Source organism: Erwinia sp. JH02, assembly GCF_013074405.1.
Taxonomy (GTDB): Bacteria; Pseudomonadota; Gammaproteobacteria; order Enterobacterales; family Enterobacteriaceae; genus Erwinia; species Erwinia rhapontici.
Genome location: NZ_JABANZ010000006.1, coordinates 374,268 through 400,922 on the forward strand (window position 1 = coordinate 374,268; position 26,655 = coordinate 400,922).

A 26,655-nucleotide genomic window follows, 5' to 3' on the forward strand; every position below is an offset into this window, starting at 1 on the left:
AAACTGGCGTTTCCCGTCAACTTTTACTAAAGAAGTGGCACGCGTTCAACGAAACGTGATAGCCATCAAACAAATTTGAGCGGATTTATTTTACCCTTCGTAATAAATACCGAGAGCGCTTAAGACGCTCCTTATTTTGCACTACCCGCAAAGGATCCTCCCCCTTTGCAACGCGCACAGCGCGAAGAAAAGCACTCATACTCAGGAGCTTTACACTATGTTCAAAAATGCATTTGCGAACCTGCAAAAGGTCGGTAAATCGCTGATGTTGCCCGTATCGGTGCTGCCGATTGCGGGGATCCTGCTGGGCGTTGGTTCTGCCAACTTCGACTGGCTGCCAGCGGTAGTTTCTCATGTGATGGCCGAAGCCGGTGGTTCGGTGTTTGCCAATATGCCGCTGATCTTCGCGATTGGTGTGGCACTGGGCTTCACCAATAACGATGGCGTTTCAGCGCTGGCCGCCGTTGTTGCTTACGGCATCATGGTGAAAACGATGGCCGTCGTGGCACCGCTGGTCCTTCACCTGCCTGCCGAAGAGATTGCGGCTAAGCACCTGGCTGACACGGGTGTACTGGGCGGGATTATTGCCGGTTCCATCGCGGCCTATATGTTTAACCGCTTCTATCGCATCAAGCTGCCTGAGTATCTGGGCTTCTTCGCGGGTAAACGCTTCGTTCCGATCATCTCCGGTTTTACCGCGATTTTCCTCGGTGTGTTGCTGTCCTTTATCTGGCCACCCGTCGGTACTGCGATTCAGGAATTCTCACAGTGGGCGGCGTATCAGAACCCGGTCGTCGCCTTTGGCATTTACGGCGTGGTTGAGCGTTCGCTGGTGCCATTCGGTCTGCACCACATCTGGAACGTTCCCTTCCAGATGCAGATTGGTGAATTCACCAATGCGGCAGGCCAGGTATTCCACGGTGATATTCCACGTTATATGGCGGGTGATCCAACGGCAGGTATGCTGTCAGGTGGTTTCCTGTTCAAAATGTACGGTCTGCCAGCCGCTGCGATTGCTATCTGGCATTCAGCGAAACCTGAGAACCGTGCCAAAGTGGGCGGTATCATGATCTCCGCCGCGCTGACCTCGTTCCTGACCGGTATCACCGAACCGATCGAGTTCTCGTTCATGTTCGTTGCGCCGATTCTGTATGCAATCCACGCAATCCTGGCGGGTCTGGCCTTCCCAATCGCTATCCTGTTGGGTATGCGTGACGGCACCAGCTTCTCGCATGGTCTGATCGACTTCATCGTTCTGAGCGGTAACAGCAGCAAAATCTGGCTGTTCCCGATTGTGGGTATCGTCTACGGCCTGGTCTACTACACCATTTTCCGTGTACTGATCGCCAAGCTGGATTTGAAAACACCTGGCCGTGAAGAAACGACCAGCGAGCAGACTGTCGGCAACGCCAGTGAAATGGCGGGTAACCTGGTGGCTGCCTTCGGCGGTAAAGATAACATCACCAATCTGGATGCCTGCATCACCCGTCTGCGCGTTAGCGTGGCGGATGTGAGCAAAGTCGACCAGGCGGGTCTGAAGAAACTGGGTGCGGCCGGTGTGGTCGTGGCAGGTTCTGGTGTTCAGGCGATTTTCGGTACTAAATCCGATAACCTGAAAACCGATATGGATGACTTTATCCGTAATTCGAAATGATCACGGTATAGTGACCAGAAGGGGCGCGAAAGCGCCCCTTTTTTTATGCCTCAGAGATAGACCCGCAGATACTCTGTCAGGCACAGGAGCGCCATCGCCTGTCCATACGGCATTGAGGTCAGCGGTATCTGGCGGTAATAGTCTAAATCACTGCCCATCGCGGTGCCGAATGACACCTGCGTCAGCTCACCGTCATCATTGATGTGTTCCATCACACCTTTCAGTGCACGCTCGGCCACAGGATAATAGTCGCGGCTGAGATAGCGTTTACGCACAGCTTTCAGGATGCCGTAAGCGAAACCGGCAGTCGCCGAGGCTTCAAGATACGCGTCACGATCGTCCAGCAGCGTATGCCATAACCCGCTTTCATGCTGGCACTCCGCCAGCGCTTTCACCTGTCTTTCCAGCACCTGAAGCAAGTAGCGGCGGGTGGCGTGTTGCTCCGGCCAGTTCATCAGTTCAAGAAAATCGGGAATGGCGATGGTCAGCCAGCTGTTACCGCGCGCCCAGCGGGCGTTGGCAAAGTTGTGGTGGCCGTCGAATGTCCAGCCGTGGAACCACAGGCCGGTCTGGCGATCCATCAGATATTGTGTATGCAGCAGAAACTGATAGGTGGCTTCTTCAACAAATTCCGGACGGTTAAGCAACTGGCCGATTTTCGCCAGTGGCAACACGCTCATCATCAGCGTGTCATCCCACATCTGCTGGTGGTTCTCATTGTTGTAGACCAGATGCTGAATGCCGTTATGCTCAGTGCGCGGCATGTCATACATCACCCATTCTGCCCAGCGTTCCAGTACCGGGCGCAGCGACGGATCGCGCGTTTCTTCATAGCGGTACGCGAGGGTCAGGAACGGACAGACAGTATTGACGTTTTTGGTCGGTGTACCCTCCTGGAGCCGTGCGCTAAACCAGTCATCAATACGTTGCAGCGTCAGCTTATCGCCGGTCTGCTGGTAATAGTGATACATGCCGTACAGCCCGATGCCGTGCGTCCACTCCCAGCCTGCCCAGCCTTTGGTATCAATCACCCGGCCATCATCCAGGCGCAGCAAAAATTCGCCGCTTTCATCAGTAATGCCGACCAGATTATCACTGACGCGAGCAATCAGCTGCTGTAGCGCAGTGCGCGGCAGCAGATATTCGGGCTGGCGCAGCAGTGCGCTGAACTTAACCGGGTAAACTGTCATCGTGGTGCTCCTGAGGTCGGATAGAAGGGAAGGCGGCGCGTGTTTCTGACAACGCTGCTGCCTGAGGTTTATGACGATTGAGGTAGCCAACATTGTTGTTACCCCAGAGATTCTCATACGGCATACCGGTCAGGGTTTCGACGGTGGCACGTGCTTCCGGTGTCAGCTGCTGCGGAACCACACCATCGGCCTGGCGCATTTTCAGCGTTTCTTCGCGCAGGGTATGGTGAGTGGCAAGATTGAGTTTAAAGCGCAGGGAGATAATAAAGCCGAATGTCAGCATCACCAGCGTGCCGGCACCGAGAATAACGACAATGGTATGGCCGACCTGGGGAAGCTGCTCCGCTTTGCCCGAGACAAACCCGGAAAGTTGCAGGACAATACCGACCACCATCACTGCACCTGCCTGTGAGGCTTTGCGCGTCAGCGTCATGATTCCGGCAAAAATCCCCTCGCGCCGCTGGCCGGTAATGGCTTCATCCACATCGGCGATGTAGGTGTAAATATTCCACGGTATGTAGTTGATGCCACCACGCCCCAGACCCGCTACGGCGGAAATCAACAGCAGCAGTGCCAGGTTATTACTCATACCTGCGTACCACAGCAGGCAGTATGAGAGGGCACTGGCGGCAAACAGTGCCACCACCAGGCGATAGGCCGGGGCTGGTCCAATACGAATACATAACGGGATCATGCCAATCACCGCGATAAATTGCAGGACCGCCATGGTGCCCATCAGGTTGGAGGCCAGCTGCGCGCTCTGCATCAGCACAAAAACCACGTACCAGGTAAACACCGCGTTAAACACATCCTGAGCGATGTAGCCGCCGAGATACATACCAAGATGCTGGCGGAATATACGGATACGTAACGTTGATGCCAGCTCGACATACAGGCGTTTCAGGCTCTGGCCCAGCGTGAGGTGTTTTTTCTCCTCCTCTGCGCGTTTTGACTCTTCCGACATGGCATCGGCCGGACGCTCCCAGGTGAAGAACCACACCAGCGTCAGCACGATGGCACAGAGTGTGGAAAACACCAGGCTGGAATAGAAGAATGACACCGCGTTGTCCTTACCGAAAACCCCCAGCAGGATGCCCGGTAAAAAGGCGGCAAGAATCGCAGATAGCTGGGCGAGGGCGATACGGGCACCGGAGAAGCGCGTTTTCTGCTTAAAGTCGTCGGTCATTTCCGGTACCAGTGTTTCATAGGGCACCAGCACCATGGTGTAGACGATATCAAACAGCAGATAAGTGAGCAGATACCACAGGTAGCTCATATCCCCGACCCACATCAGGCTGTAGCTGAACACACAGGGAATGCCGAGCAAAATAAAGAACTTACGGCGGCCAAAGCGTTTACCCAGCCGGGTGCTGCCGAAGTTATCGGTGAGAAAGCCCATCAGTGGACTGATCACGGCGTCCAGCACCCGGGCAAGGGCGAAGATAAAGGTCGCTTCAATTGGCGTCAGGCCACAGAAGGTGGTGTAAAAATAAAGCAGCCATGCGGCGGTCAGGGCAGTAGTGCCGGCGCCGAGAAAATCACCGGAACCGTAGGCGAGATAATTTGCCAGTCCGATCTTACGAGTGTGCATCAGGAAAACTCCTTGCGCGGTGGGGTGGCTTCAGCCACAGGTTCCGGACAACTCATACGGATGCTGGAAAAATAGAGCGTTCGCGATGGCTGAACCTTGCCGTTTTTGCCATCTGAGGCAAGAAGGTGGCAAAATGGCCGTCATCGGTGTGTCGCACATCTAAATTTATAAAACACTGTTTTGTTTTTATCGAAAGTAGCGGTTCATTTTGTTGATGAACAGCACAGAAAGAGGGTGAAGGGCAACGCTGAGAGAGTGAAATGCCGTAAAGCCGAGCGATTAACCAAAGAAAAGTCAGTTGCAGGTTGAAAGAAAACGATTCTCTCGCTCATACTGCGGTAACGTTAACGACATGAACACAAGGACAGATAGCATGGCTGAAGAAACCATTTTCAGTAAAATTATCCGCCGTGAACTCCCGGCCGACATCGTCTATCAGGATGAACTGGTCACGGCATTTCGCGATATCTCCCCGCAGGCGCCGACGCACATTCTTATCATTCCTAACCTGCTGATTGCCACGGCTAACGATGCTGTCGCCGGGCACGAAGCCGCGCTGGGACGTATGATCACCGTAGCGGCGAAAATCGCGAAGGATGAAGGGATTGCTGAAGACGGCTACCGTTTGATCATGAACTGCAATAAACACGGCGGGCAGGAGGTTTATCATATCCACCTGCATCTTGTCGGTGGCCGACCTTTAGGCCCAATGCTGGCGTCCTGAACGCCAACGAATACGGACATAATCCTATGCGGGCAAGCGTAACGGCCATCACGTTACTGATAGCATTAACCGGATGCAGCAGCGATCGTACTGCCATCAATACCTCACAGTCACTGGTGATGGAATCGTCAGTATTGTCAGCGGGGATCACGACCGACGAACCGACGATCCGCGAGACAGAAGGACAACAGCGTGCGTCAACGGTACTATTTAATCAGCAGGAAAAACCGGTCCAGGTGACCTACCGATTCTATTGGTATGATGACAAAGGGCTGGAAATCTTGCCGTTTGAACGACCACATACCCTGACGGTACCCGCTCATGGTAAAGCCGAAATTTCATCTCAAACCGGTAATCTGACGGCGAGCAAAGTTCGTCTCTATCTGTATCTGTAAGGAGTTATCGCGTGAACAGCAACATCGTTAAACGCTCAGGGGTGCTGATGCTGGCGCTTTTTCTGAGCGGCTGTGTATTTTTTCAGAAGCAACAGGAAACGGCACCCCCTGCGCCCGTTGAACCGGTGCAGCCACCGATTACTGTGCCTGAACAGCCAAAAGCAGAGCCGGGGCAGAACGTGCCACCGCCGCCGAAAATGCAAACCCTCAACTGGCCAGCCAGTGTTTCTCCGCTGATTGCCCAGATGCTCAAAGCGGATGGCGTTACGCCTGGCGGCGTGCTGCTGGTGGATAATGTAAAAAACAGCACCAACGGCAGCCTGCAAAGTGCTAAAGCGACGGCTGCGCTGCAAAGTGCGTTGAAGGATAACACCCAGTTTACGCTGGTGACGCCACAACAACTGGCGGTGGCGAAGCAGACGCTCGGTCTGTCAGCGGATGACAGCCTGGTCTCACGCAGTAAAGCGGTGGGTCTGGCGCGTTACGTGGGTGCACAGTATGTGCTGTACAGCAATGCGGAGGGGGATGTGAAAGCACCCACGCTGCAAATGCAGTTAATGCTGGTGCAGACCGGCGAAATCATCTGGTCAGGTAGCGGTGCCGTTGTGCACTGATCCCGCCCTTGAGCGGCTGATCATGCAACAATTTCCGGCGGCGCGAGCCGCCGGTTCTTTTTCCCCCCTTGAGGGATTGAGCGGGTGCAGTGTTCAGGTTTCGCTTGAGGGAGTTTCCCTGCTGGCCAGGCGTGCCGCAGGGCTGCAGACCATGCCTGGGGTGGATCGCCAGCGTGAATACCGACTGCTGCGCAAACTGGCCGCCAGCGGCCTTACACCGCGCGTTTATGGACGCAATGCGGACTGGCTGCTTCTGGCCTGGCAGCCGGGTAACGTGCTGTCGACAGGGCAGTGGGACAGGTGGGTAGAACCTCTGGTGAATGAAGTCGTCCGCTTGCACCGTCAGCCGCTGTCAGGATACCCCTTACAGCTGCTGCCGTTGCTGATGAGCTACTGGCAGCGCAGTCAGCCTGCGCGGCGCCAGATACACTGGCTGCGGGCGCTAAAGCGCTGTCAGCGGCAGGGCGAACCGAAACCATTACGGATGGCCTTACTGCATATGGATATTCACTGTGGGAACCTGATCCTCAATGACGGGCGCCTGCGGCTGATTGACTGGGAGTACGCCGGCGATGGCGATGTGGCGCTGGAACTGGCCGCGATCATAATGGGTAACGGGCTGGATGCACAGCAACAGCAGCGTTTGATTGTCCATTATTCGGATCGGCAACAATTTGATTATGACCCACTACGACGGCAGGTTGACCGTTGGTTACCGTGGCTCGATCTACTGGCGACCAGCTGGTATGAGTTACGCTGGCAGCAAAGTGGTGAACACCAATTTAAGACGCTGGCAGCCGAGGGCTGGCAGCGCATGTCATCAGGTTAAGAGGTGAAGTGTGGGACCGGTAATGTTAGATGTACAAGGCGGCGAACTGGATGCCGAAGAGCGTGAAATTTTACAACACCCGCTGGTTGGCGGACTGATCCTGTTCAGCCGTAACTATCACGATCCGGCGCAGCTGCGTGAGCTGGTGCGACAGATCCGTGCGGCATCGCGCCATCGTTTGGTGGTGGCCGTCGATCAGGAAGGTGGCCGCGTTCAGCGCTTCCGCGACGGATTTACGCGTCTGCCAGCGATGCAGGCTTTTGCCGCATTACATCGTGGTGAGCAGGCAGAGGCACTGGCCCAGCAGGCAGGCTGGTTGATGGCCTCTGAAATGATTGCAATGGATATTGATATCAGCTTCGCCCCGGTACTGGATATTGGTCACGGCAGCGCGGCCATCGGCGAACGCTCATTCCATGAAAATCCGCAGGTTGCCCTGCAAATGGCGCGTTCATTTATTCGCGGGATGCACGACGCGGGAATGAAAACCACGGGTAAGCATTTCCCGGGACATGGTGCTGTGAGTGCAGATTCCCATAAAGAAACTCCGCGAGATACGCGCAGTGAAGCCGAGATCCGCCAGCATGACATGCCAATCTTCAGGCAGTTGATTGCGGAACAGGCGCTGGACGCAATTATGCCGGCCCACGTTATCTATACTGAAGTTGATGCGCGCCCGGCCAGCGGTTCGTCACACTGGCTAAAAACCGTGCTGCGTGAGGAACTTGGTTTTGACGGCGTCATCTTTTCAGATGATTTGTCGATGGAAGGTGCGGCTATTATGGGCAGCTATGCCGAGCGGGGTCAGGCCGCGTTGGATGCCGGGTGTGACATGATTCTGGTATGCAATAATCGTCAGGGAGCGGTGAGCGTGTTGGATAACCTGTCGCCGATCAATGCTGAAAGGGTGACGCAGCTTTACCATCGAAGCTCATTTACCCATCAGCAACTGCGTGACTCGACACGCTGGAAAGAGACCAGTGCCACACTGAGTCAATTGCAGGAACGCTGGCTGGAACATAAAGCGGCGGCAGGCATCTGATTTCAGGCTGCCTGCGGCGCATCAACGGTGAGGATGACAATGATTATTTATCTGCACGGTTTTGATTCAAACAGCCCGGGCAACCATGAAAAAGTGTTGCAACTTCAGTTTATTGACCCGGATGTCCGGCTGCTCAGCTACAGCACCCGGCATCCGAAGCACGATATGCAGCATCTGCTGAAAGAGACCTACAAGATGTTGCAGCAAAGTGATGACGAACGGCCATTGATTTGTGGTGTTGGTCTGGGCGGCTACTGGGCTGAACGTATCGGCTTCTTGTGTGATGTGCGCCAGGTGATGTTCAATCCTAACCTGTGGCCACAGGAAGTGATGGAAGGCAAAATTGACCGCCCGGAAGAGTATGTTGATATTGCCACCAAATGCGTCGGCAATTTCCGTGAGAAGAACCGTGACCGCTGTATGACCATTCTTTCCCGTCATGACGATGCGCTTGATAACCAGCGCAGTGCCGAGGCGTTACAACATTTTTACGAGCTGATATGGGATGAAGTGGAAGGGCATAAATTCAAGAATATCTCCCATCATCTTCCGCGAATCAAAGCGTTCAAATCATTAGGTTAATCCCCGTTTTTTATCCCTCGAAAACAGACCTCATGCCCGCTAAAAGGCGGGCTGGATGCAGGGTCTTTATTCGTACTATTCTTAGTTTTGCTAATAAAATTGACCAGGATCAATTTTCTTAGAACAGATGAATTCCCTCGTGTTATTCTGGCCCCAGCTCGCGAATTAACATCGCCAACCCTATGTTTACTAAGGTTATTTATTTAACTTTTAGTTAACGATTGGTTTACTTTTAGAGAGGGTCGTTTGACAACACCTATGAAAAAAATTGTAATCATCGGCGGAGGTGCCGGAGGTCTTGAACTGGCGACTCAGCTGGGGCACAAACTGGGCCGCAAGAAGAAAGCACACATTACGCTGGTGGATCGTAACCACAGCCATTTGTGGAAACCCTTGTTACACGAAGTGGCAACCGGGTCGCTGGATGAAGGTATTGACGGCCTGAGCTACCTGGCACATGCGCACAAACATGGTTTCAGCTTCCAGCTGGGAACGCTCACCAACCTCGATCGTGAGAATAACCGTCTGCAACTGGCTGAAATTCGCGATGCGCAGGGTGAACTTCTGGTCCCGGAGCGTGAGCTGGCGTATGACACGCTGGTGATGGCGCTGGGGAGCACCTCAAACGACTTTGGTACGCCGGGCGTAAAAGACAACTGTATCTTCCTCGATAACCCACACCAGGCACGCCGTTTCCATAATGAGATGCTGAACCTGTTCCTGAAGTTTTCCGCCAGTGAAGGTTCGCAGGATAAGGTTAATATCGCTATTGTCGGCGCGGGTGCGACCGGCGTTGAGCTGTCAGCCGAGCTGCATAACGCGGTGAAACAGCTGCACAGCTATGGCTATAAAGGTCTGGACAGCCAGGCGTTGAACGTCACGCTGGTGGAAGCCGGTGAACGTATTCTGCCTGCACTGCCACCGCGTATCTCCAGCGCGGCTCACAGCGAGCTGACCAAGTTGGGGGTACGCGTGCTGACTCAGACGATGGTCACCAGCGCGGATAAAAAAGGTCTGAACACCAAGAGCGGCGAATTTATTGATGCCGATCTGATGGTCTGGGCGGCAGGGATCAAGGCACCGGACTTTATGAAAGAGCTGGGCGGCCTGGAAACCAACCGTATTAACCAGCTCGTGGTTGAGCCAACCTTACAGACGACTCGTGACCCGAACATTTACGCCATTGGTGACTGCGCATCCTGCGCGTTGCCGTCCGGCGGTTTTGTCCCTCCGCGCGCACAGTCTGCGCACCAGATGGCCTCACGTGTTTTGGCCAATATTCTGGCGGATATAAAAGGGCAGCCACAGAAACCGTACGTCTATAAAGATCACGGTTCACTGGTCTCACTGTCCCGCTTCAGTACAGTGGGTAGCCTGATGGGTAACCTGATGCGCGGTTCGATGATGGTCGAAGGGCGCATTGCGCGTTTCGTCTATATCTCGCTGTACCGCATGCACCAGGTTGCGCTGCACGGTTACTTTAAAACCGGGTTGATGGTGCTGGTGGGCAGTATCAACCGCGCGATCCGTCCGCGCCTCAAGCTGCACTAAGCTGTGAAAAAACGGCTTATACTCCCGGATGAGCGTCTGTGGTGGTATAAGCCGTTCTTCTGACTCCCCCCGCTAATCCCCTTTGATAAGAACTCTCTTAAAAACTTTCTCTTATCATGCCTGATCCGATTTTCGTCCAGTATTCTTATTGTCACAATCCCCGGCTGGTAGCAGAATTCCTATCAATTACCACGGCGCGTCGCGCACGCCGAATATGCCGCACCTGTTCAGGATGCCGCAGTAATCAAGAATGCGCGGTAACAATGTCAGGAGGTTTCCTGTGAATAAATCAATGTTAGCGGGTATTGGTATTGGTGTTGTGGCTGCACTCGGTGTAGCAGCGGTGGCCAGTATGAATGTGTTCGATCGCAGCCCACAGTTCGCGCAGGTACTTTCAGCCACGCCGATTAAAGAGACCTTGAAGAATCCACGTCAGGAGTGCCGTAACGTCACGCTGACTCATCGTCGCGCTGTTCAGGATGAAAACCGCATCGCCGGTTCCGTGCTGGGTGCTGTTGCCGGTGGTGTGCTGGGTCACCAGTTTGGTGGCGGTCGTGGTCGTGATGTTGCCACCGTGGCGGGTGCGCTGGCGGGGGGCTATGGCGGTAACCAGGTCCAGGGCGCGTTGCAGGATCGTGATACCTACACCACGACCGAGCAGCGTTGTAAGACGGTCTACGATAAGCAGGAAAAAATGCTGGGTTATGACGTCACTTATAAGATTGGCGACCAGCAGGGTAAAATCCGCATGGAGAATGACCCGGGTACACGTATTCCGTTAGACGATAATGGTCAGCTGGTGCTGAGTAATAAAGCGTAAGTCAGCAGATTGACGCTATACGATGAAAAGGGACCTCATGGTCCCTTTTTTGATGTCAGCCCGTTGCATTCTCCAGCATCTGCTGCATAAACGTCTGCACCCACTTCATCCGCACCTTACGTTCGCCCAGCTCACGGATAAATTTCAGACGCGTTGGCCCATCCAGGCGCCAGTGCTGCGGTTCTTTTTGTAACAGACCAATCAGCCATACCGGGTCGACCTTGTTTTTCTCTGCAAACTCAACGAAACCGCCTTTCTCACTGGCTTCGACCTTGCGGATACCCAGCGTTTTCGCCACCAGACGCATAGACGCGATATCCAGCAGATTGCGTGCCGCATCCGGCAGCAGGCCGAAACGGTCAATCAGCTCAACCTTCAGGTCGTCCAGTTCACCCGGCTGCACGGCGCTGGCAATGCGTTTATAGAATGAAAGACGGGTATTCACATCCGGGATAAAGTCATCCGGCAATAGTGCCGGCATACGCAGCTCGATCTCGGTCTGATTGTTGGTCAGATCCTCGAGCGAAGGTTCACGCCCCTCTTTTAAGGCATCGACGGCGTTTTCAAGCAGTTCCATATACAGTGAGAAACCAATGGTTTCCATCTGGCCGCTCTGACCTTCGCCCAGCAACTCCCCGGCACCACGAATTTCCAGATCGTGTGTTGCGAGCGCAAATCCGGCGCCCAGATCCTCTAACGAAGCAATGGCTTCCAGACGCTTATGCGCATCGGTGGTCATCGATTTTGGATGTGGCGTCAGCAGCCAGGCATAGGCCTGATGGTGCGAACGCCCGACGCGACCACGCAGCTGATGCAGCTGTGCCAGGCCAAAGTGATCGGCGCGTTCAATGATGATGGTGTTCGCGGTCGGGATATCAATACCGGTTTCAATAATGGTGGTACAGACCAGCACGTTAAAACGTTGATGATGGAAGTCATTCATCACCCGCTCCAGTTCGCGCTCACGCATCTGACCGTGACCGATGGCCACACGGGCTTCTGGCACCAGATCCGACAGGCGTTTTGCCGCCTTTTCAATATTCTCAACGTCGTTGTACAGGTAATACACCTGGCCGCCGCGCAGTACCTCACGCAGGATCGCCTCGCGCACCACCATATCGTCATATTCACGTACGAAGGTTTTCACCGCCAGACGGCGCGCGGGCGGCGTGGCAATAATCGACAGATCGCGCATTCCGCTCATCGCCATATTCAGCGTACGCGGGATCGGTGTGGCGGTGAGCGTCAGGATATCCACGTCGGCGCGCATCGCTTTGATTCGCTCTTTATGGCGCACGCCAAAGCGATGCTCTTCATCGACGATCAGTAACCCCAGATCGCGCCACTTGATGTCGTTTTGCAGCAGCTTGTGGGTGCCGATAAGAATATCGACCTTACCCTCCTGCGCTTCTGCCAGCACCTGTGCCTGTTCTTTGGCGGTACGAAAACGTGACAGCATCTCAATACGTACCGGCCAGTTAGCAAAACGGTCGCGGAAGTTATCGTAATGCTGCTGAGCCAGCAGGGTGGTCGGCACCAGCACGGCAACCTGCTTATGATTTTCTACGGCCAGGAAGGCGGCGCGCATGGCGACTTCGGTTTTACCGAAGCCAACATCGCCGCACACCAGACGATCCATTGCCAGCGGCTGGCACATATCGCTCAATACCGCATTGATGGCCTGCGCCTGGTCCGGGGTGGTTTCAAAAGGGAAGCTCTCACAGAACAGCTGGTACTGCTGTTTGTCGTGCTTAAACGCGAACCCGGTTTTCGCCTCGCGCTGTGCGTAGATATCCAGCAGCTCTGCTGCAACGTCACGCACTTTCTCGGCTGCTTTTTGCCGCGCACGTGACCAGGCATCGCTGCCCAGTTTATGCAGTGGGGCATTCTCTTCGGCGCCGCCGGCATAACGGCTGATCAGATGCAGTGACGAGACTGGCACATATAACTTGGCATCCCCGGCATAGGCCAGCATCAGATACTCGGCCTGAATCCCCCCCGTTTCCAGCGTAGTGAGGCCAATGTAGCGGCCCACGCCGTGCTCCAGATGCACCACGGGCTGACCGGGACGCAGTTCGGCAAGGTTACGGATCAGGACATCCGGGTTAATGGTCCGGCGGCTATCCTGACGGCGGCGACTGACGCGCTCCCCCAGCAGATCGCTTTCACAGATCAGGGCGCGGTTGCGCAGCCGGTCAATAAAGCCGTGTTCGCTGGCACCAATTAACAGATAGTGGCCGGGTTGGTCGGCCTGCGGCAGCGAGTCGATAGCGGTGGGTTTTAACTTGATGCGTGCCAGCAATTCCTGCAACGTTTCACGGCGGCCCTCGCTTTCTACCGAGAACACCACCGGACCATCGAAAGACTCAAGGAAACGGCGCAGCGTGTCCAGCGGGGCTTTGGCCTGCGCCTGTACGGCGAGGTCCGGCAACGTTTCATAACGCAGGTTGGTATTGGCGGCTTTGTCAGCCAGCAGGTCGGTTTTCAACTGTACGCGAGGCCACAGCTTCAGTTCGCTGAACAATTCATCCGTACGCAGCCACAATGTCGGAGGCGGTAGCAGTGGGCGCATCGGGTCGACGCGGCGGTTTTCATAACGTGCATTGACATCCTGCCAGAAGCGCTCGGCGCCGCTTTCCAGATCGCCGGAAATCACCAGCAGTGTGGTGGCCGGGATATAGCTGAACAGCGCGGGAAGGGGCTGCTCAAAAAACAGCGGCTGCCAGTACTCAATCCCGGTAGGCAACGTCCCCTTACTCACCTGCTGATAAATATGCTCGGGCTCACGGCGCACATCAAAATGCTCGCGCCACTGGGTGCGAAACAGTTCGATGGCTTTTTTATCGGTCGGGAATTCGTGAGCGGGCAGCAGATCGATCGCTGTCACTTCTTCCTGCGTACGCTGGCTGTCGATATCGAACAGACGCAGGCTGTCGATTTCATCATCAAAGAAGTCGATGCGGTAGGGACGTTCACTGCCCATCGGATAGAGGTCGAGCAGGGCGCCACGGGTAGCAAATTCACCGTGTGCCATGACCTGGTCAACGCTGCGATAACCGGCTTGCTCAAGCTGGGCACGCAGTTTATCACGTGAGAGCTTCTGTCCCTTTTTCATCACCAGCGCGTGGCCGTGCAGGAAGTTATGCGGGCAAACGCGCTGCATCAGGGTATTGACTGGCATAATCAGTAACCCGCGTTCCAGCCCGGGAAGTTGATATAAAGTGGAAAGCCGGGAGGAGATGATTTCCTGATGGGGAGAAAAACTGTCGTACGGCAGGGTCTCCCAGTCAGCCAGTGCCATCACGGGGTGGGAGGTAAACTGTTTGATTTCATCCTGCAGGCGCAGTGCATTCTGCATATCCTGCGCAATCAAAATCACCAAACCATGATGACGTTCAACAATTTCGGCGCATTCAACGGCACAGGCCGCGCCGGTGAGTTGCCCCAGCTGGCGCTGGTCACCTGCTCTGGTCGGCAGGTCATAACGGTAGAGTTCAGGCATAATAAGTTAGACGGTCTCTTCACAAAAGGGAGAACGGGACCCCTGGCGCGCCGGGGGGGCCCGATTCAGCTAGATGGAGTATACCTTGATTTTAGCGCTTGTTGGGGGCAGTACGTTATTTTGGTGATTGTGGACCATCATGCATTCTTGGGCGGTCGATATTCGCCCATATCAGTTCGTTTTCAGCGTGATAGCTGTGGTTTCCATCATCCCACTTGATGTAATATCCTGCGGATCGGTCGCCCTGATCAAAGACGTTAAGGACCACACCTTTAATCTGTCCCGTTTTATGGCGCACAATACTGCCTTTAGGAAATCTGGACATTACTACCTCCTGTACCAGCAGGGCCTCAGGCGAATACTCTTTACAGTAATAGCGCTATTTTCCCCCTGTTGAAAGGGGTTTGGCCTGAAGGAGATCAATAAAAATGTCATCACTCTGTCGTACGAACGCCGCGTGCTGGCTGCGCAGTAGGCAGCGGTCTAAACTGTGTAAAAACCAAGAAGAGTAGCGGCGGAGAATGCTTAAGTGATGCCTGACAAAAGTTCGCGTTTCTTTCGGCCTAAAAACATGGTTCATTTCTGTTTTGCGATTGTCTTTGCCTTCTCCAGCATTTTAACCCTGCATGAAGCGATAGTGCTGAAATCGTCACATGAAACCACCCAGCGTGCCTGGCTGACTCAGGCGGGCAGCAGCCTTGAGCGGCAGTGGCAGCAAAGTATTGATGAGATGTTCTTCTTTCGTAATATGCTGCGCCATGCGCTTGGCGATCCGCTGGAAACCGATAAATCCCGTGATGCGTTAACCGTCTTTGCCGGCGAGCGGCAAAGTCCGCTGTGGAGCATCTCTATTAATACCGAGCGCAGCATACCGATCTCCGGAATTTCTGATGCTGCCGTACAGCGCCTGCCATTACTCGACCGCAGCGATCCACAGCGCCTGAACGATGAGCTAACCGCCGCGCTTGAGATGAGCTACATCCTGCAGTTCAACAATCCTCAACAGGATTTCCACTACCGTCTCTGGTATATCTCGCGCGCCGGTTTTTATCTGAGTTCTGTGCCTGACGATCATGCCGAGACGGCGACAAGTTACAGCAGCGTTATCAACCGCCCTTATTTCCTCAGTGCCAGCCCGGAACAAAACCCGCAGCGTAAACTTCGCTGGTCTGGAACCTATCGTTCCGTTGATAACGAAGGTGATGTGGTGACGGTGGCTCTGCCCGTCGACCATGACCAATACTGGTATGGCGTTCTGGCGATGGACTTTTCCACCCAGGTCATTCAACGGTACTTACAGCACGCTTTGCCCAGGTGGCAGGACGGCAGCATCATCTTGTTCGATAGCCAACAACACGCGGTGGCGATTTCGGATGGTCAACCGCTGAACGAACACGGACTGGATGCTGCACAGGTGGCCAGCATTTTCAGCCAGGTTACCCCGGAGCAAAGTGGGCAAATCCGTTCAGGAATGCAGTTAATCACCTGGATGCATTTACAAAACTTCGACGGACTGCTGGTTAATGTGCAAACCCTGCATGAGGGGCTGCGGGGTGAAGCGGGACGGGTGATGATGATACTGCTGCTGATGTGGGGGCTGTTCAGCCTGACGCTGCTGGCGTCCCATCAGGCCATCATTCGGATGATCGGGCGCTTATTGACCCTTCAGGAAACCCTGAGCTGGCGTGCGAACTATGATGGTTTAACCCGCCTGTTAAACCGCAGTGCCTTTTTCGACCATGCGGAACGCGTGTCAGCGTTCTGTGAACGTCAGCAGCAGCCTGTTTCTCTGATTCAGCTCGATCTTGACCATTTTAAATCGGTGAACGATACGCTTGGGCATCATGCGGGCGATGTGGTGTTGACCCATGCAGCGGCCATCATTGCCCAGACCGTGCGAAAAGTGGATGTGCTGGGGCGCGTAGGGGGCGAAGAGTTTTGCATTGTCTTACCCGATACCGGGCTTGAGGAGGCAGTAGAAATAGCGGAGCGAATTCGCGGCAAGCTGGCCTCAAAAGAGGTGTTGATTGACGCCACTCATACGTTGAAGGTGACCGCCTCACTGGGTGTGAGCAGCAGCGAAGAGCAGCAGGAGTACCAGATAGATACCCTGCAATCGGTGGCAGATGGCCGGCTTTATCAGGCAAAAGCCGCCGGCCGTAACTGCGTCAGCAGCGGGCCTTAAACGTCCCCGCTGTTATCATCTTCAACCGCCTGGTAAATGCGTTGCATGATATCAGGAAAGGCCGATTGTACACGGCTCCAGCTGGGGATAAACGGCTTCTCATTCGGGCGCTCAATAAAGGCTTGTCCGGCATCAAGGATCGACTGCGTAAACGTTTCGACGGCGGCTTCTTCCGCATGTTGATCGAAAGTCAGGCCATTCATGGTCGCTTCATGGTGGTAGATTTCCATCATATCCAGCGCATTGCGATAATAGGTCGCTTTCAGCACGCGGAAGGAATCACTGGTGATACTGACTCCCATCGTGGCCATCTTGCGCAGTAACGACTGCACAATGTCGTTGCTCATGCGCTTCAGACCGCCAGTGCCGTCCTCTTCTGCCAGTGGCTGATGCTTATGATCGTAATTATCCGCGATCTCTACCTGGCAGCTCTGGCGGGTGGTGTAGTTGCGATATATTTCTGACAGTACGCCGATCTCCAGCCCCCAGTCGCCCGGCAGCTTGATGCCGTTGAGCACATGCGTGCGCATGGCGAACTCGCCGGAAAGAGGGTAGCGAAAGCTGGTCAGGTAATCCAGATAGTCAGAGTGACCGTATACTTTTTGCAGAGAACGTAACAGCGGTCCCACCAGCAGCCGTCCCACACGACCGTTGAGCTTGTTATCGGCTACCCGCGCATAGAAACCTTTGCAGAACTCATACTGAAAGCCGGGGTTAGCCAGAGGATAGAGCAGGCGCGCCAGCATTCCCCGTTCATAGGTAACAATATCGCAGTCGTGCAGGGCGACGCAGGCCGACTTGTCTGACGCCAGGGTATAGCCGGTGCAAAACCAGACGTTACGGCCTTTTCCCGGTTGCGAAGGTGATAGCCCCTCTTTGTCCAGCTCCGCATCCAGCGCCTTCAGACGCGGTCCATCGTTCCACAAAATACGATGTCGCTGTGGCAGACGTGAAAAGAACTCGCGAGCGAGCAGAAACTGGTCGCGGTCCGCGCGGTCCAGACCGATAACAATCTCCGACAGGTAGGGGACTTTGGCCAGTTCATCGACAATATGACTGAGGGCTGGACCTTCCAGTTCGGAAAAGAGTGATGGCAGGATCAACCCCATTTTGCGCTTGCGCGAAAAGCGCACCAGATCTTTTTCCAGCGTCTCTACGGAGCGTCCGGTCAGATTATGAAAATTCGTTATCACGCCATTCTGGTAAAAATCGCTCATCGCTTACCCCTTAAAAATCGCCTCAGTTTACTGAGTGATAAAATGCGTCAGCCCTTCGCTCCAGCCCTCGGGGCCAAAGTGCGCGGTATGATAGATATGATGTTTATCCTGACGTTCCAGGATGATGGGATTTTTACTGTAGCCTTTGATTACGATGGCATAATCGACGGCATCCAGCATCGGCGCATCGTTGGGGCCATCGCCCAGTCCAATGGTGACGGGGGATTTGTCTCCCTGCAGGGTGTGTTGAAGTAGCCAGCGCAGTGCGGCGCCTTTGCCGCTGCCTTCCCGCATCACGTGCCAGAAGCGTCCTCCCTGAACTAAGGTCAATGCCCGGGCCTCCAACTGCTGGCGGAACAGGGCGAACTGTTCGCTACTGTCACGCCAGATAAGGCTTTCGGAGGCTTCGCGCAATCTGGCCAGAGCAGCATCATGCGGCGTCAGTCCCGTCCATTCGGAAACCTCTTTTTCGCTCACATCAGAAAAACCGGTGAACTTAAAGCCATACTGCTGCTTCAGTTGTGCTAACTGCCCGCACAATGCCGCGTAGTTAACGGTGCTTTCAGGAAGATGCGGTGACGGCGTACGGGCATGACCATCGCTCACAACGGCACCGTTTTCAGCAATAAAAGGGGTGCCACTTAGCCCCAGTGCTCGCTGTATCGGAATGATTTCTGCTGCGGTTTTGCTTGAGCAGATCACCAGCGGAATGTGGTGCGCTTGCAAACGCGCCAGCCAGGGCTCAGCAGGCTGCCAGCTGTAGGTGTGGTGATCAAGCAGCGAGCCGTCGAGATCGGTGACGATCATCAGTGGGTCCTGCAACGTCGGCATAAGCCCTACCTCAGAGTGATATTTGGCAGTAGAACCGTCAGTATAGCTCAGCCATCGCATTGAGAAGGGTAGGGAAGGGATTGAGGCAAGGCTTCCACTCACTCCAGGAATTATCTTAAAAAAAACAGTGTTAAATAACGGGCGTGATTATCCCGGTAGGAAGAAGAAGCCAGATGTGGTGCAGCTTAGCGTCGTTTAAGCTGTACGAAAATTCTCAGGCTGTACACATTAGGCGGTGTATTAAGACTTATCCGAACGTGAGGATCGGTTAGTCTGCTAACGTTAAAGAATTCCCAGATGTAACGAACTTCATTTCCTGTGAGAAACACTTTTATCCCGGCCTGGTTTGGTCGGGATTTTTTTTGCCCATTGATATCAGGTCAGGGATTCAGAAGGGATGTACATTATTCAGGGCAAAAAAAAGCCCGCGCTGCGCGGGCAAAAATCCTTGTTACTTAGGTGCTGCCCATTGAGTGGACATCACCGTCTGCCCCTTTGGGGTTGGCGCAGTAAGAATATTCTAAGGGTTTACGCCGTGAAAAATCTCACTATGAATCGTAAAGAAAGTGAAAAAACCTGATGGGATAAGGCTTTACCCAGCTTTACCCGCCGCAGACAGTGATGTGAATCCAGACTGGCTATACTCTTTGTGCGGGTCATCCCGTGCGATAAAACAGATAACGGAGAATTTATGGACTTTTTACGAATTGTAATTGCGATTCTATTACCCCCACTGGGTGTGTTTATGCAGGTCGGTTTTGCAGGTGCCTTCTGGCTGAATATCCTGCTGACGATATGTGGTTATATCCCGGGCATTGTGCATGCTGTCTGGGTCATCGCCCGTCGCTAATCATTGATGTGAGTGCCTGCGCAGAGTGAGATTTTCGGTTAAACTCATCCAAAAATGGCGCAGGAGGGGTTATGAAGGTCAATGAACGGGTAACAGTGAAAACGGATGGCGGACCGCGTCGTGAAGGTACGGTTCTGGCCGTTGAGAACTTCAGTGAAGGTACTATGTTTCTGGTCGCGCTTGAGGACTACCCATTGGGGATCTGGTTCTTTAATGAAGTCGGTCATGACGACGGCATTTTCGTTGAGCCGCATTCGTAATCTGCTGTACGGGGCGACCCTTTTTCGGTCGCCCCTCCGCCCTGTGATCAACGACTCAGAACGTTTCCCAGTGCTCATTGCTGGTGGATGCCAGCGCAGGCCGTGGAGCCGCTAATGCTTTGGATTGACTGCCTGTGTTGCTGGTTTTTACGGTGGCTGCTGCGGCACCATTCAATTTAAAGGCTGATACCGCCTGAGTCAGACGCGCCGCTTGTTCTTCCAGAGACGCCGCCGCAGAAGACGCTTCTTCTACCAGTGAGGCATTCTGCTGGGTGACGTTGTCCATCTCGGTCACTGCCATACTCACCTGCTGAATGCCTTTACTCTGCTCGTCAGAGGCAGCAGCAATCTCCGCCATAATATCGGTCACCCGACGGACGGCATCAACAATTTCACCCATCGTATTACCGGCGTGGCCAACCTGTGCCGAACCTTTGCCGATCAAATCTACCGATTCAGCTATCAGTCCTTCGATCTCTTTCGCTGCACCGGCGCTGCGCTGCGCCAGATTGCGAACTTCGCTGGCCACCACGGCAAAACCACGACCTTGCTCACCGGCGCGTGCAGCTTCAACGGCGGCGTTCAGTGCCAGAATGTTAGTCTGGAAGGCGATGCTGTTAATCACCGTAGTGATTTCGGCAATTTTCTTCGAGCTGGTGGAAATATTATTCATGGTATTCACCACGCCAGTGACAATATCGCCACCCTGGCGTGCTTTGCCGGAGGCATCCGAGGCGAGCTGGCTGGCATGATGAGCATTCTCAGCGTTCTGTTTCACCGTCGCAGTCAGTTCTTCCATACTCGCGGCGGTTTGTTCCAGCGCCGAGGCCTGCTGCTCGGTACGGGAAGAGAGGTCGGTATTGCCCGCTGATATTTCGCTGGAGCCTTGATAAATCGCTACGGCTCCTTCACGCACGGTGCCAACGGTTTTCACTAAGGCCTGCTGCATCAGCTGCAGATTATTCCCCAGACTGCCAATTTCACTGCGTCCCCAGTTTTGCAGTGGCGCGGTCAGATCGCCACGGGAAATATGTTCAATGCGTTCTACCGCCTGGCGTAATGGGGTAATAACCACCCGGCGCAAGAAGATAAAGGTCGCCAGGGTTAATAACAGCGCAAGGCCAAACGCGCCTGCCATCATAATAAAGCCGAGACGGGTTTGAGAGGCGGCCTGCACATTAATCGCTTCCGCGCGTTCGGTACGGATCTTAATGGCTTTTAACAGCACCGCGTTATACGCATCGTCCAGCTTGCGGGTGTAGTCAGTTTCCTGGGCAATAACGCCTTCAAAGCTCCCATCGGAAGCACTTTTTACCATCGGCATGACGCCCTGAGTGATATATGCCTCAAAACGGGTTTTCAGTTCGCCATCCAGCGCTTCATCAGCCGGCGTTTTTACCCGGCGGTTGAGATAGGCATTAAAGCTTTCGCGTGCCGATTTAATGCGTGCCTGAGTTTTGTCGAGGTTGGTTTTGAACTCATCCATCTCACCAATACGTGCGGAAGCTCCTGCGTGGACTACGGTCAGGCGTGCCGTACGTAAATGGTTGGAACTGTTAGAAAGCGCCATACGTACCTGAATCTCTTCCGTCACATCATTCAGTGACTGATTACTCTGAATCAAAAAATAGCTGGCGAGGCCGATACACAGGGCAAAAAGTAGCAAAATTCCACCAAGGATGGCGGCGAACAACGGAACCAGACGCAGGTGCTGCCAGAAGCTGATAGCCTGATGTTCGTGAGATTGTAGTTGTGATTTCATATCCATTGCTCTCTGTCAGATAGGGACGAAGTCATACTCCGGTCGTCTACAAAACATCGGCATACGGGCTAAAAGGATTAGGGCTGGAAGTGGGAGCAGGCTCACATAATGAGCATTATCTGATGTGAGGCGGGGAAGCCGGTGAGTACCCGCTTCCCCTGGATGACTATCTTACGTTGACATAAATACCGCTGGTAACGTTATCAGTTAAACGAACCACATGATAAATAACCTGCTTGTTATGTGTTTTTATTTTACGTTTGATATTACCTTTGTGTGATGACACCGTTTTCGCTTTTATTTGCATTTTATCTGAAATTTGAATGGTGTCATGACCTGACATCCACATCTTCAGCATGTTTGACTCCGTCTGACTGAGCGTCAGTGGATGTACGTCGAAGCCCGAAGAATAGCGAGGTGACAGATTAAGTTTCTTTTGAAAGTACGTGCTAAGTAATGAATCCAGGGTCGACGGCTTTATCGATTTTGATGTAATAATCAGATTCTTACGAACGTAGAGGTATTCCTCAAAATGGATATTAGAGATGGCCATAAAAATGAAAAATAACGTATCAGGATGCTGCATAATAACGTTTCTGATCCGTTGGCTTGCATCGGATTCATGAATGAAACAATCTTCATTAATAAAAACAACGCCGGGTTGAAGCTGCTGACACTTTATTTGTAACTGCTCAATATCGTTAACTGAGGTTATATTTTTCTTTTTAACCCCTTTCACTGCCATATAGTCAGTTAAACCTAGCCGTGTATAGTTACATGAATCCATAATAATCGTTGGCATAATAGCGACCCTCACCAATTTGTTATCCGTTTAAATCAACGATGAATTACGCGCGTTCGGTACGAGAGCAAGAGTTCTGTTTCACGGTCTTGTTATATTTACCCAGCGTTAGCAAAGCTTGCCATTGACGGCGAGGGTACTTAATTCATCCTTGCTGACAGGTAGTTTGAGTTTTGACGAGGTGAAAACCTGTCTGAGTACCAGGGTCAGTGCAAAAGCAGAGGTTCCGCTTAGCGATCTGACTTAACACAGCATTTGACGCAGATTTCTGCCTGCATCGACACACTATCGCGCAGAAAACAGAAAACTCTGATAGGACGATTCTTAAAAACATTCATTTCCCGAAAGTGTGGACTCGCGGAGTGCATTGACAATGCCGGAAAATGTATTTTAAAACAAGAAAAACCGCGAAAAATAAAATTCCCATAAAAAACAGTTATTTGAGTGTTTTTTAACCGTTAACTCTTTCGCAACAAATCATCGGTTTGAGGGGATAAAATACGCTAAGTGCGTTTTAATAAGAATGATTTTCATCGTGCTAGTGCATTTATCAGAATTTCCTTAAGGACATTCTGCAAATAATGGCCCAAAAAATACACAGATGTATTTTCAACGCTTAACAATAACTTTGCACAAAAATGAGAATAGGTAAGTTTACTTGCCGGGTAATTCACTGAGCAACGTAGCCAGCAAGTCGAACACTTCACTGAACAAATGTTCGCAGAAGGGCGCTAGCAGCGGCATCATCAGGCTAATGAACACCATACCGATTGATAAGGTGACAGGGAAGCCGATGGCGAAAACGGAGAGTTGAGGTGAAACGCGGTTTAACAAACCCAGGGCCAGGTTTAAGGTGAGTAACAGAGTAATTAACGGTAGCGCTAATCTCATGCCATTAAGGAAAATCAGGCCTGCAGCTTTGGTCAGGGCCATAAACGCATTGCCGTTAAGCGGCTCCCCGCCGATGGGCAATGTATGAAAACTGTCAGCAACCATCGAAATCAGCCAAAGATGACCGTTGAACGACAGAAACAGCAGCATGGCCAGCATATCCAGAAAGCGTGCCAGCACCGGCATATTCAGGCGGCTGCTTGGATCGAAGAAGGTGGCAAAGGATAACCCCATCTGCAAACCTATCACTTCACCCGCTGTGCGCACGGCTGCAAAAGCAAACTGCATGGTAAAACCAATCGATACGCCAATCAGTATCTGTTGGATTAGCAGCCAGAAACCACCGACGGAGAATAATGTAACGGTAGTCGGGGGTAAGGAAGGCACCAGTACCCAGGTAATCATCACGCCCAGCCCGATTTTGACTTTACGGCTGATGGATTTTTCATTCAGTAACGGCGCAGACATGATCAAAGCCAGCACGCGGGCGAGGGGCCAGAATAGCTGACTTATCCAGAACAACAGCTGACTACTGTCAAAAAGAATCATTATCCGATCATATACGGCAGGTTACTGAACAGGGTGCGCATATAGTCGAGCACCAGATTCAGCATCCATGGACCGGCAATCACGATAGTGGTGACAACCGCCAGGATCTTAGGAATAAAGGAGAGCGTCTGTTCGTTGATCTGGGTTGCCGCCTGCAACAGGCTGATAAGGAAACCGCTGACCAGCGCAGCCAGCAGCAGCGGAGCCGCCAGTGCCAGCGCAATCAACATGGCATCATGCCCCAGTACCATTACCGATTCAGGTGTCATTGTCGTGGCTCCGCGTTATGAATAGAAACTTTGGGCCAGCGAACCGACCAGCAACTGCCAGCCATCGACCAGCACAAATAGCATGAGCTTAAAGGGTAACGATATGGTCGCTGGTGGCACCATCATCATCCCGAGAGCCATCAATACGCTGGCGACCACCAGGTCGATAATCAGGAACGGAATAAAAACGGTAAAACCAATCTGGAACGCCGTTTTCAGTTCACTGGTCACGTAAGCGGGCAGCAGAATACGCATCGGTACGGCTTCGGGGCCGGCAATTGGCGGTGTGTTGGCTAAACGGGCAAACAGCGCCAGGTCACCCTCACGCGTCTGACGCAGCATAAACTCACGCAGCGGCTGGGAACCTTTCTCAATGGCTTCCTGCATGCTGATTTTGTCTTCGCTGAACGGCTGATAGGCATCGGTATAAATTTTGTCGAACACCGGGCCCATAATAAAGAAGGTCAGAAACAGCGCCAAACCCAGTAAAACCTGGTTCGGTGGTGCAGACGGTGTTCCGAGTGCACTTCGCAGCAGACCAAATACGATAATGATGCGCGTAAAGCTGGTCATCATCAGTAAGATGGCTGGCAGGAAGGTCAGCGAGGTAATAAATACCAGTGTCTGTACCGGCAGTGACCAGCTCTGGCCGCCATTGGCCATTGGTTTGCTGATCAGGCCCGGTAACTGGGCATAAACATCAGGTGCCAGCATCAGCAGGCCGAGCAGCAGCAGTGGAAGGGTGCGTTTCATTTTTTCTTCCCGGCGCTTTTCATTAATGACTGGAGAACCTGACGGAAATCGGGCTTTGGTTCCGCAGAGTCGGATGTCTCTTGCTGAGGTTTGGCAGGCAGCGTGTGCAGATGGGTAATCTGCTGTGCAGTAACACCCAGCACCAGACGCGCATCATCAACGTCGACAATCACGACACGTTCACGTTGACCCAGCGAGCAGCTTGCACTGATATTCAGTGTCTGACTGCCGCTGCGTCGTGAAGCAAAGCCGAAGCGTTTTGCCACCCAGGCACAAGCGAGAATAAGAATAATAATCGCTGCCAGCACGCCACTCACCTGAGTGAGCATAGAGCCGGTTGAAATGGCCGGCTGTGGGATGACCGGCTGCTGCTGCGTGGTATTCATTTAGCGACTCAGGCGACGCATACGTTCAGACGGGGTAATAATGTCGGTGATGCGTACGCCATACTTATCGGCCACCACGACCACTTCACCCTGAGCAATCAGATAACCGTTAATCAGGATATCCAGTGGCTCACCCGCTAATCCATCCAGTGCGACAACCGAACCTTGCGACAAGCGCAGCAGCTCTTTGATTGTCATTTTGGTACGGCCCAGTTCAACGGTCAGTTTGACCGGGATATCCATAATCATATCGATATCTTGCAGAGAACCGGACACATCGCCCACATCCAGCGATTTAAATACGCTGTCGGTGGAAGAGGATTTTACCTGTTCATTCATTGCGTCAGCCCACAGGTCGTCCGCAGAGATGTCGTCATCGGACGGCTTATTCGTATCACTCATCGGGCTGTTCCTCATTCAGCGAATTCAAAATCGGGTTGATCAGGTGTTCCACGCGCAGAGCGTACTGCTTATTCAGCGTTCCGTACTGGCTGGTCAACACCGGCACGCCATCCACATGGGCGATAATGCGGTCCGGTTTTTCAATCGGTAATACGTCGCCAGGCTTCAAGGCCAGCAGACGTGAAATTCTCATCGATACTTCGGCAAAATTCGCCACCAGCTCCAGCTCAGAGTGCTGAACCTGCTTCACCAGCGTGTCACGCCAGTTTTCATCTTCGCTGCGAGAGTTTTCTAACGGTGGGTTCACCAGCGTTTCACGCAGCGGTTCAATCATGCTGAATGGAATACAGATATTGAACTCACCGGTCAGGTTACCAATCTCAACCTGGAACGGCGTGGTAACCACGATATCGTTAGGTGAGGTGGTGATGTTGGTGAACTTCACCTGCATCTCTGAACGAACGTACTCGACATCCAGCGGATAGATTGGCTTCCAGGCCTCACTGTAACAGTCGAGCGCCAGCTTCAGCATACGACGGATGACGCGTTGTTCAGTGTGGGTGAATTCACGTCCCTCGACTTTCGTCGGGAAACGGCCATCACCCCCAAACAGGTTATCTACGGCGATAAACACCAGACTCGGCGAGAAAACCACCAGCGCCGTGCCACGCAGCGGCTTGAGGTGGATAAGGTTAAGGTTAGTTGGCACCGGCAAATTGCGGGCAAACTCATGGTATGGCTGAATCTTGATCGCGCCGACCGAAATATCCGGGCTGCGGCGCAACAGATTAAACAGCGCCATACGATAAGAACGCGCAAAACGTTCGTTAATGATCTCCAGTGCCTGCAGACGCTCACGAACCACGCGGCGCTGGGTATTGGGATCATAGGGGCGAATGTCGCTCTCGCCACCGCTACTGACCTTATCTTCTGTCGCACTATCGCTGTCGCCATTGAGTAGTGCGTCAATTTCTGCCTGAGAAAGAATGCTATCGCCCATAAAT

The 26,655-nt window shown here is 53.2% G+C and carries 26 protein-coding genes; 12 read left to right on the forward strand and 14 right to left on the reverse strand.

Annotated features, from left to right (window positions below; translation table 11 throughout):
- Positions 1-217: 217 nt before the first annotated feature.
- Positions 218-1,654 carry a PTS glucose transporter subunit IIBC gene (gene ptsG / locus HHI26_RS17260; protein WP_133842842.1) on the forward strand — a complete coding sequence of 479 codons (1,437 nt, stop codon included), beginning with the start codon at positions 218-220 and terminating at the stop codon, positions 1,652-1,654.
- Between the two features lie 50 nt (positions 1,655-1,704).
- Here ptsG and HHI26_RS17265 read toward each other — a convergent pair whose 3' ends face one another.
- On the reverse strand, positions 1,705-2,844 hold the full coding sequence (locus HHI26_RS17265) for a glycoside hydrolase family 88 protein (RefSeq protein WP_133842844.1): 1,140 nt from the start codon (positions 2,842-2,844) through the stop codon (positions 1,705-1,707).
- Positions 2,825-4,435 carry an MFS transporter gene (locus HHI26_RS17270; RefSeq protein ID WP_133842845.1) on the reverse strand — a complete coding sequence of 537 codons (1,611 nt, stop codon included), beginning with the start codon at positions 4,433-4,435 and terminating at the stop codon, positions 2,825-2,827. Before HHI26_RS17270 ends, HHI26_RS17265 begins: the two co-directional genes overlap by 20 nt.
- Positions 4,436-4,808: 373 nt before the next feature.
- On the opposite strand from HHI26_RS17270, the gene hinT reads away from it, so the two are divergent.
- The 8 genes from hinT (at position 4,809) to HHI26_RS17310 (ending at position 10,992) form a co-directional block, all read left to right on the forward strand.
- Entirely contained in the window at positions 4,809-5,159 is a 351-nt protein-coding gene (gene hinT, locus HHI26_RS17275; RefSeq protein WP_133842848.1) for a purine nucleoside phosphoramidase, read from the forward strand.
- Positions 5,160-5,185: 26 nt separating this feature from the next.
- The gene (locus HHI26_RS17280) at positions 5,186-5,554 is read left to right on the forward strand and encodes a DUF1425 domain-containing protein (protein ID WP_133842850.1); all 369 of its coding nucleotides are present in this window, start codon (positions 5,186-5,188) and stop codon (positions 5,552-5,554) included.
- A gap of 11 nt (positions 5,555-5,565) precedes the next feature.
- Positions 5,566-6,168 (forward strand): penicillin-binding protein activator LpoB, encoded by a 603-nt coding sequence (gene lpoB / locus HHI26_RS17285; RefSeq protein WP_227536010.1) that lies wholly within the window; start codon positions 5,566-5,568, stop codon positions 6,166-6,168.
- A gap of 22 nt (positions 6,169-6,190) precedes the next feature.
- Complete coding sequence (gene thiK, locus HHI26_RS17290) at positions 6,191-6,997, forward strand: thiamine kinase (RefSeq protein WP_205945541.1); 807 nt, start codon at positions 6,191-6,193, stop codon at positions 6,995-6,997.
- Positions 6,998-7,019: 22 nt separating this feature from the next.
- Positions 7,020-8,039, forward strand: coding sequence for a beta-N-acetylhexosaminidase (gene nagZ / locus HHI26_RS17295; protein ID WP_171149408.1), 1,020 nt, complete (start codon positions 7,020-7,022; stop codon positions 8,037-8,039).
- A gap of 39 nt (positions 8,040-8,078) precedes the next feature.
- Positions 8,079-8,621, forward strand: a complete 543-nt coding sequence (ycfP, locus tag HHI26_RS17300; protein WP_133842856.1) for an alpha/beta hydrolase YcfP — start codon at positions 8,079-8,081, stop codon at positions 8,619-8,621.
- Positions 8,622-8,867: 246 nt separating this feature from the next.
- The gene (locus tag HHI26_RS17305; protein WP_133842858.1) at positions 8,868-10,172 is read left to right on the forward strand and encodes an NAD(P)/FAD-dependent oxidoreductase; all 1,305 of its coding nucleotides are present in this window, start codon (positions 8,868-8,870) and stop codon (positions 10,170-10,172) included.
- Positions 10,173-10,452: 280 nt separating this feature from the next.
- On the forward strand, positions 10,453-10,992 hold the full coding sequence (locus tag HHI26_RS17310; protein WP_133842860.1) for a glycine zipper 2TM domain-containing protein: 540 nt from the start codon (positions 10,453-10,455) through the stop codon (positions 10,990-10,992).
- Positions 10,993-11,047: 55 nt separating this feature from the next.
- Here HHI26_RS17310 and mfd read toward each other — a convergent pair whose 3' ends face one another.
- On the reverse strand, positions 11,048-14,494 hold the full coding sequence (mfd, locus tag HHI26_RS17315; protein WP_133842862.1) for a transcription-repair coupling factor: 3,447 nt from the start codon (positions 14,492-14,494) through the stop codon (positions 11,048-11,050).
- A 115-nt stretch (positions 14,495-14,609) separates the two neighbouring features.
- A complete protein-coding gene (locus HHI26_RS17320; protein ID WP_171149409.1) occupies positions 14,610-14,819 on the reverse strand; it encodes a hypothetical protein in 210 nt (69 codons plus the stop codon).
- Between the two features lie 207 nt (positions 14,820-15,026).
- Between HHI26_RS17320 and dgcQ the strand changes: the two genes are divergently transcribed.
- Positions 15,027-16,679 carry a cellulose biosynthesis regulator diguanylate cyclase DgcQ gene (gene dgcQ, locus HHI26_RS17325; protein WP_133842866.1) on the forward strand — a complete coding sequence of 551 codons (1,653 nt, stop codon included), beginning with the start codon at positions 15,027-15,029 and terminating at the stop codon, positions 16,677-16,679.
- Here the strand turns inward: dgcQ and HHI26_RS17330 are convergent.
- A complete protein-coding gene (locus tag HHI26_RS17330) occupies positions 16,676-17,896 on the reverse strand; it encodes a glycosyl transferase (RefSeq protein WP_133842868.1) in 1,221 nt (406 codons plus the stop codon). The two genes, dgcQ and HHI26_RS17330, sit on opposite strands and share 4 nt — an antisense overlap.
- Positions 17,897-17,923: 27 nt before the next feature.
- Positions 17,924-18,727: a mannosyl-3-phosphoglycerate phosphatase-related protein gene (locus HHI26_RS17335; protein WP_171149410.1), complete on the reverse strand. Its 804-nt coding sequence runs from the start codon at positions 18,725-18,727 to the stop codon at positions 17,924-17,926.
- Between the two features lie 691 nt (positions 18,728-19,418).
- Here HHI26_RS17335 and HHI26_RS17340 point away from each other — a divergent pair.
- Entirely contained in the window at positions 19,419-19,577 is a 159-nt protein-coding gene (locus tag HHI26_RS17340) for a YqaE/Pmp3 family membrane protein (protein ID WP_133842872.1), read from the forward strand.
- Positions 19,578-19,648: 71 nt separating this feature from the next.
- Positions 19,649-19,837 carry a protein DsrB gene (gene dsrB / locus HHI26_RS17345; protein WP_133842874.1) on the forward strand — a complete coding sequence of 63 codons (189 nt, stop codon included), beginning with the start codon at positions 19,649-19,651 and terminating at the stop codon, positions 19,835-19,837.
- Between the two features lie 55 nt (positions 19,838-19,892).
- On the opposite strand, the gene HHI26_RS17350 is transcribed toward dsrB, so the two are convergent.
- The 8 genes from HHI26_RS17350 to fliM form a co-directional block, all read right to left on the reverse strand.
- Positions 19,893-21,605, reverse strand: coding sequence for a methyl-accepting chemotaxis protein (locus HHI26_RS17350; RefSeq protein WP_171149411.1), 1,713 nt, complete (start codon positions 21,603-21,605; stop codon positions 19,893-19,895).
- Positions 21,606-21,765: 160 nt separating this feature from the next.
- Positions 21,766-22,401, reverse strand: a complete 636-nt coding sequence (gene rcsA, locus HHI26_RS17355; RefSeq protein WP_133842878.1) for a transcriptional regulator RcsA — start codon at positions 22,399-22,401, stop codon at positions 21,766-21,768.
- Between the two features lie 654 nt (positions 22,402-23,055).
- Positions 23,056-23,841: a flagellar biosynthetic protein FliR gene (gene fliR / locus HHI26_RS17360; RefSeq protein WP_133842880.1), complete on the reverse strand. Its 786-nt coding sequence runs from the start codon at positions 23,839-23,841 to the stop codon at positions 23,056-23,058.
- Positions 23,841-24,110 carry a flagellar biosynthesis protein FliQ gene (gene fliQ, locus HHI26_RS17365; protein ID WP_133842882.1) on the reverse strand — a complete coding sequence of 90 codons (270 nt, stop codon included), beginning with the start codon at positions 24,108-24,110 and terminating at the stop codon, positions 23,841-23,843. Before fliQ ends, fliR begins: the two co-directional genes overlap by 1 nt.
- Positions 24,111-24,125: 15 nt before the next feature.
- Positions 24,126-24,863: a flagellar type III secretion system pore protein FliP gene (gene fliP / locus HHI26_RS17370; RefSeq protein WP_133842884.1), complete on the reverse strand. Its 738-nt coding sequence runs from the start codon at positions 24,861-24,863 to the stop codon at positions 24,126-24,128.
- Positions 24,860-25,249, reverse strand: a complete 390-nt coding sequence (gene fliO / locus HHI26_RS17375) for a flagellar biosynthetic protein FliO (RefSeq protein ID WP_133842886.1) — start codon at positions 25,247-25,249, stop codon at positions 24,860-24,862. Before fliO ends, fliP begins: the two co-directional genes overlap by 4 nt.
- Positions 25,250-25,651 (reverse strand): flagellar motor switch protein FliN, encoded by a 402-nt coding sequence (fliN, locus tag HHI26_RS17380; protein WP_133842888.1) that lies wholly within the window; start codon positions 25,649-25,651, stop codon positions 25,250-25,252.
- Complete coding sequence (gene fliM / locus HHI26_RS17385; protein WP_133842890.1) at positions 25,644-26,651, reverse strand: flagellar motor switch protein FliM; 1,008 nt, start codon at positions 26,649-26,651, stop codon at positions 25,644-25,646. The genes fliN and fliM overlap by 8 nt, the downstream gene beginning before the upstream one ends.
- Positions 26,652-26,655 lie beyond the last annotated feature (4 nt).